Genomic DNA, 7,259 nt, shown 5'->3' with positions numbered 1-7,259 from the left:
GGTGGAGGCGCTGGCCGGCCTGTATGTGGCGCGGTTGCGGCATCTGGGCAGTTCGCTGGACGAGAACGAAGTGCGGCGCGTGCTGGGCATGGATATCGAGCTCAATGCGCAGGGGCTGGAGTGCTGGTTGGACCGGGACAAGCGCTGAGGTGTTGGGTGCTGTTCGTGGTGAGCCCGACGTGAAAGGACGAACGGTGATCCTTTGATGCCCGATGCGCTGTCGGCTTCGCGGCCAAGGCCGCTCCTACTCATTGGTCGGCTTCCTACGTAAAATCACCCGCTCTGCCTGTTGCTGGTAACTGCCGTGAACCCGATGCGCATCTTGCTGCTTTCGTCCTGCCTGTTCGTTGGCGGCATCGCCAATGCAGCCAACGACCTGCCCGGCGGAGGCATCAATCCGGAGGCGCTGTCGCAGCACGTCCGGGTGCTGGCCTCCGATGCGTTCGAAGGACGCGCGCCGGCCAGCAACGGAGAGCAGCGCACGGTCGACTACCTGGTCGAGCAGTTCACCAAGGCCGGCCTGCAGCCCGGCGGCGCCAACGGCAGTTGGGTGCAGGAAGTGCCGTTGGTGCGGGCGACTGTCGATGGCGAGGTGGCGGCCAGCCTGACGCTGGGCGGCAAGACGCTGCCGCTGGTCAACGGCGAGGACATCACCCTGCAGAGCCTGAGCCCGTTTGGCGTGGTGGACCAGCAGGACGTGCCGCTGGTGTTCGTCGGCTACGGCATCTCCGCACCGGAGCGGCATTGGGACGACTACAAGGACCTGGACCTGAGCGGCAAGATCGCGGTGGTGCTGATCAACGACGCCGACTTCGAGGCCGAGCAGCCCGGTGCGTTCGATGGCAAGGCGGTGACCTACTACGGCCGCTGGACCTACAAGTTCGAGGAAGCCGCGCGGCGCGGTGCCGAAGGCGTGCTGATCGTCCACGAGACCGCGCCGGCGGCCTATCCATGGGCGACGGTGAAGGCATCGGGCACCTCGCCGCTGTTCGACATCGAGCGCAGCCAGGACGATGCATTGGCGGCGCACACGCCGGTGCGTGGCTGGATGCAGCGGGCATTGGCCGAGCGCATCTTCAGCGCCGCCGGGCTGGACTTCGAAGCGGAGAAGCGCAAGGCGATGCGCGCCGACTTCCAACCGGTCGCGTTGGGTGGCGCGCGCCTGTCGGCCAGCTTCTGGGTCAAGCGCGAGCGCGTGGTCAGCCGCAACGTGGTGGCCAAGCTGGAAGGCGCCAGCCATCCGGAAGAGTCGGTGATCTTCTCCGCGCACTGGGATGCGTTCGGCATCGGCCAGCCCGATGCGAATGGCCAGACCGTGCGCCACGGCGCCATCGACAACGCCACCGGCGTGGCCGCGGTGCTGGAACTGGGCCGCGTGTTCGCCGCCGGTCCGCGCCCGCAGCGCAGCCTGTACTTCGTGGCGCTGACCGCCGAGGAGAAGGGCTTGCTGGGGGCGAGCTACTACGCCGCCCACCCGCTGGCGCCGCTGGAAACCACGGTGGCGGTGCTGAACATCGAGATGTTCAGCCCGGACGGCGAGAACGCCGACATCGCCACCTGGGGCAAGGGCCGCGTCTCGCTGGAACAGGACATCGACCGCGTGGCCAAGGCCCGCGGCCGGCGCTGGTCGCCGGACCCGAACCTGGAAGCCGGCTTCTTCTACCGCGCCGACCATTTCGCCTTCGCCCGCAAGGGCGTGCCAGCGATCACCGTGGGTGCCGGGCTGGACAAGCTCGACGGCGGCGTGGCCGCTGGCCGCGCGCTGCGGGATGCCTACTTCGCCAAGTGCTACCACCAGGCCTGCGATGCCTGGTCACCGCAGTGGGATGGACGTGGCCTGGCCGCCGACACCCTGCTGGTCTACGACCTGGGCCTGGAACTGGCCAACAGCCGCCGGTGGCCGACGTGGGAGAAGGGCGCCGAGTTCGAGGCGGCACGCGAAGCGAGCGACGCGGCGCGGCGCTGAGGCAGGATTCGCACGTCATTCCCGCGTGCGGGAATGACGTAACCCGACGGGTTTCTCACTTCTCCCTGAAGGCCAGGGCCAGAGCTACCCCTCCCCAGTCCTCCCCTGCTGCGCAAGGAAGGGGGCGGTTGTGCGTGGTCGGTGAGATGGCGGCGAAGCCTGCTTTTCGCCCCCTCCCTTCCGCGAAGCAGAGGGGAGGGCTGGGGAGGGGGTGCTTGGGGACGTGCAGGGGAGCGCACTCCTCTTCACTCCTCCCTTCATCCGCGGGTGCCATCCAGCCAATTGGGTCCCTTGTTCTTCAGGAAGAACACGTACACCACCAGCGAGACGGCGATCACCGCGGTGACGTAGATCGCGAAGGTATCGACATGGCCTGTCTTCAACGCGGCCTGGTACAACAGCGGCGCGGTGCCACCGAACAGCGAGTTGGCCAGCGCGTAGCCAAAGCCCACGCCCAGCGCACGCACGTGGGTGGGGAACAGTTCGGCCTTCACCACCGCGTTGATCGAGGTGTAGCCGGTGAGGATGACGAAGGCGATGGCCAGGGTCATGAAGGCCGCCAGCGCATCGTGCTGCTGCGGCAGCTGGGTGACCATGTACCAGGTGTAGAGCACGCCGCCGACGCCGAAGAACACCAGCAGGCTCTTGCGGCCGATGCGGTCCGACAGCCAGCCACCGAGCGGTTGCAGCACCATCAGGAAGGCAAGCACGCCCAGGTTGATCAGCGTGCCGGTCATCACGTCATCGCCGGCGAACGCGCTCTGGATCATCTTCGGCCCGTTCACCGAGTAGGTGTAGAACGCCACGGTGCCGCCGGCAGTGATCAGGAAGCACAGCAGCAGCGGACGCCATTGGTGCACGAACAGCTCGTACATCGAGCCGGAGGCCTTGGCGCGGCCTTCCCTGGCGGCTTCGATGGAATCGGCGGTCAGTGATTCATCCATGCTCCGGCGCAGCCAGAACACCACCAGCGCGGCGATGCCACCGATGCCGAATGCCACCCGCCAGCCCCAGGCCGAGATTTCCGGCTTGTCCCAGAAGGTGAGCATCAGCAGCAGGGTGAGCTGGGCCAGCACGTGGCCGCCAACCAGGGTCACGTAGTGGAACGAGGACAGGAAGCCACGCCGGCCGGGCAGGGCGGCTTCGGACATGTAGGTGGCACTGGTGCCGTATTCACCGCCGGTGGCGAAGCCCTGCAGCAGGCGCGCGAACAGCAGGACCAGCGCTGCGGCGCCGCCGATCTGTGACGCAGTCGGCGTGATGGCGATCAGGAACGAGCAGCCGGCCATCACCGACACCGAGACGGTCAGCGCCAGGCGCCGGCCATAGCGGTCGGCGAAGCGGCCGAAGTACCAGGCGCCGATCGGGCGCATCAGGAAGGTGGCGGCGAAGATCGCCCACACGTAGATCGTGGAGTTCTTGTCAGCGGCCGAGAAGAACTGTGATTCAAAGTAGACCGCGAACACCGAGTAGACATAGACGTCGTACCACTCGACCAGGTTGCCGGCCGAGCCCTTGAGCGTGTTGGAGATCGAGCGGCGCAGTGCGGCATGGTCGGAACGCGCCGGGGTGACGGTGGAAGTGCTCATGTCGGGTGATGTCCTCGCGTGCTGGCCGGGGCCGCTCCGTTGCCGGTGCCGGACGGAGGGGCGCCGCCCACCGTACCGCAAGCCGCCGCTGGGCGATGTAATGACTTGGTAGGGGGGCTGGGCGAAAACAGCATGCCGTTTTCCGTGCTGATAACGCGCGGCCCGGTGTCCTAGAATCCGTGTTCCCCTGATGGTGGTATCTGCCCCATGTCTTCACCTGAAACCACGTCGGCTGCTCCGCGGAGCGGCCTTGTCGTCTTGGCATTGTTCCTGGTCTACGTGGTCTGGGGCTCCACCTACCTGGGCATCCACCTGGCGCTGGAAAGCGGGTTGCCGCCGCTGTCGGTGATCGCCGGCACGCGCTTCGTGCTGGCCGGCAGCCTGCTGTACGCGTTCCTGCGCTGGCGCGGCGTGGCCGCGCCCACCGGTGCGCAATGGAAGACGCTGGCGGTGATGGGCGGATGCCTGCTGTTCCTCGGCAACGGCATGGTGGTGCTGGCCGAGCGCGACGTGTCGTCCGGGCTGGCTGCGGTGGCGGTGGCCTCGGTGCCGTTGTGGATGGCGCTGTTCTCGGCCTTCCGTGGTGACACGGTGACGCGCGGGGAGTGGCTGGGCATCGCGATCGGCTTTGCCGGCGTGGTGTGGCTCAATGCCGGCAGCAGCCTGACCGCCACGCCGACCGGCCTGGTGCTGCTGCTGATCGCGCCGCTGGGCTGGGCGTTCGGCTCGATCTGGTCGCGCGGACGCGACCTGCCATCGCCGTTCATGACCGCCGCCGGGCAGATGCTGTGCGGCGGCGTGATCCTGGTCTGCGCCGGCCTGCTGCGCGGCGAGCACTTCAACGGCTGGCCGAGCGTGAAGGGCGTGCTGTCGGTGGGCTACCTGACCGTGTTCGGCTCCATCGTCGCGTTCACCGCATACGTGTGGTTGCTGCACAACGTGCGGCCGGTGCTGGCCAGCAGCTATGCCTACGTGAACCCGGTGATCGCGGTGGCGCTGGGCATCTGGATCGCGCAGGAGCGTTTCAGTGCCTCCGATGTGGGTGCGATGGCGGTCATCCTGGCCGGCGTCGTGGTCATCACCCTTGCCCGGATCCGTCGCGCATGAGCTCGTCCGACTACCGCAATGGCCTGTGGGCCACCACGTTCGCCTTCGTCATCTGGGGTTTGTTCCCGTTGTACTGGCACCTGCTCAAGCAGGTGCCGTCGGACCAGATCATCGCCCACCGCATCGTGTGGAGCGCGGTGCTGCTGTGCAGCCTGTTGTTCGCGCGCGAGCGCCTGGGCTGGCTGAAGAAGATCTGGGCGGTGCCGCGCACCTTCTGGCTGCTGGGGCTGGCCAGCGTGGTGATCGGCTTCAACTGGAGCCTGTACATCTGGGCGGTCAATGCCGGGCACGTGGTCGAGACCAGCCTGGGGTATTTCATCAACCCGCTGCTGAGTGTGCTGCTGGGCGTGGTGGTGCTGGGCGAGCGGTTGGGCCGGCTGCAGTGGCTGGCGGTGGGCCTGGCCGCGCTGGGCGTGGCCTGGCTGACCTGGCAGGGCGGGCGGGTGCCGTGGATCGCGATCGGACTGTCGATCTCGTTCGCGTTGTACGGCCTGCTGCGCAAGCTGACCGCGGTGGAGCCGGTGTCGGGCATCGGCATGGAAAGCCTGTTCCTGTTCGTGCCGGCATTGGCCTGGGTGCTGTGGGCCGAGGCCGGGCATGGCGGTGGCTTCACCGGGACCTGGGGCTGGGGCACGCTGGTGCTGCTGGTCGCCTCCGGTGCGGTCAGCGCGGTGCCGTTGATCGCCTTCACCTACGGCGTGCGGCGCATCCCGTTGAGCGTGGTCGGCCTGTTGCAGTACATCGGCCCGACGCTGCAGTTCCTGTGCGGCGTGCTGGTGTTCCGCGAGCCGTTCGGCATGGCCAAGCTGGTGGGTTTCGCCTTTATCTGGGCCGGGCTGGTGGTGTTCGCGCTGGCCGGTTGGCGGGCCGCGCGCAGGGTGCGCGGGTAATGGCGAGGAAGGCGGTGGGAGCGGCGTAAGCCGCGAAGCCGATACGCCAATTGCTGCAGGCATCGCGGCGATTGCAGGCTGTCTTGCTTCAGCACCAACGCGCATGAATACCCCCTCCCTTGCGCAGCGGGGGAGGGTTGGGGAGGGGGGAAGTGCGTCGTCGCGGATGTGCTGTCGGCTTCGCGGCTTACGCCGCTCGACCCCTCCCCATCCCTCCCCTTGGCGTTGCCAAAGGGAGGGGGGGCAACAGCCGGTGGCCTGCAGGATGGCTGTCTCCCTTCAGCACCAGCGCGCATGAACACCCCCTCCCTTGCGCAGCGGGGAGCGTTGGGGAGGGGGGAAGTGTGTCGTTGCGGATGCGCTGTCGGCGTCGCGGCTTACGCCGCTCGACCCCTCCCCATCCCTCCCCTTGGCGTTGCCAAAGGGAGGGGGCAACAGCCGGCGGCCTGCAGGATGGCTGTCTCCCTTCAGCACCAGCGCGCATGAACACCCCCTCCCTTGCGCAGCGGGGGAGGGTTGGGGAGGGGGAAGTGTGTCGTGGCGGATGCGCTGTCGGCTTCGCGGCGAACGCCGCTCCTGCCGGTGGTCAACCCAGCGGCTGGGGCGTTGGGCAGTGGCCGTGTTCGCCGGCGTCGGCAAACCAGTCGTTGACCACGCCGGACAGCCGGTCCAGCCGCATCGGCAGGGTCAGGTGGTCCTCGCCTTCCACTTCCAGGTAGTGCGCGCGGGGTGCGGCAGCCGCCAGGGCGCGGCCCTGTGCGACCGGGATGTGCTCGTCCTGGCGGCCATGCACCAGCAGCACGCAGGCCGGCACCTGTGCCAGCGCCTGGCCGACATCGACGCGGTCGAGGTCCAGGCCCAGCTTGCGGTCGGCCGCGGCGATGGCCTGGTCCAGGCCCTTGCCACCGTACTGCCAGCGCGCCAGCGGCAGGGCGACATAATCACTCCAGCGCTCGGCAGGCTTGGACAGCATGTGCGGCACCATCGTGCGGATCGCCTGGCCGGCATTGTCGAAGGATTCCATCGCCACCACGCTGCGCAGCTGCGGGCCCAGCTCGCGCGCGGCGAAGATCGCCGTGGCCGCGCCGTAGGACACGCCGAGCAGGTGTACCGGGCCTTCGATCTGGCCTTCGGCCTTCAGCGCCTTCAGCGCGGCCACGACATCGTCGGCCTCGCGGGTGCCGTAGCCGGACGGTGCGTGCCCGGAGCGGCCATGGTTGCGCAGGTCCAGCGCCACGGTGCGGTAACCCTGCTGGGCCAGCTCCAGTGCCCATGGCAGCAGCGAGCCACCGTCCATCATCCAGCCATGCAGCAGGATCACCGTGCCGCGCGCGGGTTGGCCATGCGTGGTCGGTGCCGAAGCCTGCAGCGAGAACTCGGGGAAGCGTTCACCCTTGCCGAGGTAGCGATAGTCCATCCGGTAGTCGCCCGGGTCGAACGACATCCAATGCAATGCCACGCCATCGGCACCGCTGACGCGGCCCTGGTGGTGGGGTACGCGCGCGAGCAGCGCATCGATGCGTTCGGTGGGGACCAGCGGCGAGGTGCCGCCCGGCGCGGCCAGGCGTTCACTCAGCGACAACGAGGGGACAGGGTGGGAGAAAGCAAAGCCGGCCAGCATCACGCAGACGCCGGCCAGCGCCAGCGAGCGGAGCATGGCGGGATTCCGGAAGTGGGAGGCTGCACACCGTAGCGGCATTGCAGCGG

5 protein-coding genes are annotated in these 7,259 nt (G+C 68.2%); 3 read left to right on the top strand and 2 right to left on the bottom strand.

Going from position 1 to position 7,259, the window contains the following annotated elements:
* The first annotated feature begins 313 nt into the window (after positions 1-313).
* Complete coding sequence (locus VA603_RS08915; protein WP_323438576.1) at positions 314-1,966, top strand: M28 family metallopeptidase; 1,653 nt, start codon at positions 314-316, stop codon at positions 1,964-1,966.
* A gap of 257 nt (positions 1,967-2,223) precedes the next feature.
* On the opposite strand, the gene VA603_RS08910 is transcribed toward VA603_RS08915, so the two are convergent.
* Entirely contained in the window at positions 2,224-3,555 is a 1,332-nt protein-coding gene (locus VA603_RS08910) for an MFS transporter (protein WP_132862481.1), read from the bottom strand.
* Positions 3,556-3,762: 207 nt separating this feature from the next.
* Here VA603_RS08910 and yedA point away from each other — a divergent pair, with 207 nt between their 5' ends.
* On the top strand, positions 3,763-4,662 hold the full coding sequence (gene yedA / locus VA603_RS08905) for a drug/metabolite exporter YedA (protein ID WP_132862482.1): 900 nt from the start codon (positions 3,763-3,765) through the stop codon (positions 4,660-4,662).
* A complete protein-coding gene (gene rarD, locus VA603_RS08900; RefSeq protein WP_132862483.1) occupies positions 4,659-5,552 on the top strand; it encodes an EamA family transporter RarD in 894 nt (297 codons plus the stop codon). Before yedA ends, rarD begins: the two co-directional genes overlap by 4 nt.
* A 586-nt stretch (positions 5,553-6,138) precedes the next feature.
* Here rarD and VA603_RS08895 read toward each other — a convergent pair.
* Positions 6,139-7,209, bottom strand: a complete 1,071-nt coding sequence (locus tag VA603_RS08895) for an alpha/beta fold hydrolase (RefSeq protein ID WP_323438575.1) — start codon at positions 7,207-7,209, stop codon at positions 6,139-6,141.
* Positions 7,210-7,259: the final 50 nt, after the last annotated feature.

This window comes from Stenotrophomonas capsici (genome assembly GCF_034961085.1).
GTDB lineage: Bacteria > Pseudomonadota > Gammaproteobacteria > Xanthomonadales > Xanthomonadaceae > Stenotrophomonas > Stenotrophomonas capsici.
This window is presented reverse-complemented; position numbering and strand designations above follow the sequence as displayed.

Bases quoted from the DNA above. Each gene is read 5' to 3' on its own strand.
- VA603_RS08915 (WP_323438576.1), top strand. From the start codon at position 314: ATGCGCATCTTGCTGCTTTCGTCCTGCCTGTTCGTTGGCGGCATCGCC.
- VA603_RS08910 (WP_132862481.1), bottom strand. From the start codon at position 3,555: ATGAGCACTTCCACCGTCACCCCGGCGCGTTCCGACCATGCCGCACTG.
- yedA (WP_132862482.1), top strand. From the start codon at position 3,763: ATGTCTTCACCTGAAACCACGTCGGCTGCTCCGCGGAGCGGCCTTGTC.
- rarD (WP_132862483.1), top strand. From the start codon at position 4,659: ATGAGCTCGTCCGACTACCGCAATGGCCTGTGGGCCACCACGTTCGCC.
- VA603_RS08895 (WP_323438575.1), bottom strand. From the start codon at position 7,209: ATGCTCCGCTCGCTGGCGCTGGCCGGCGTCTGCGTGATGCTGGCCGGC.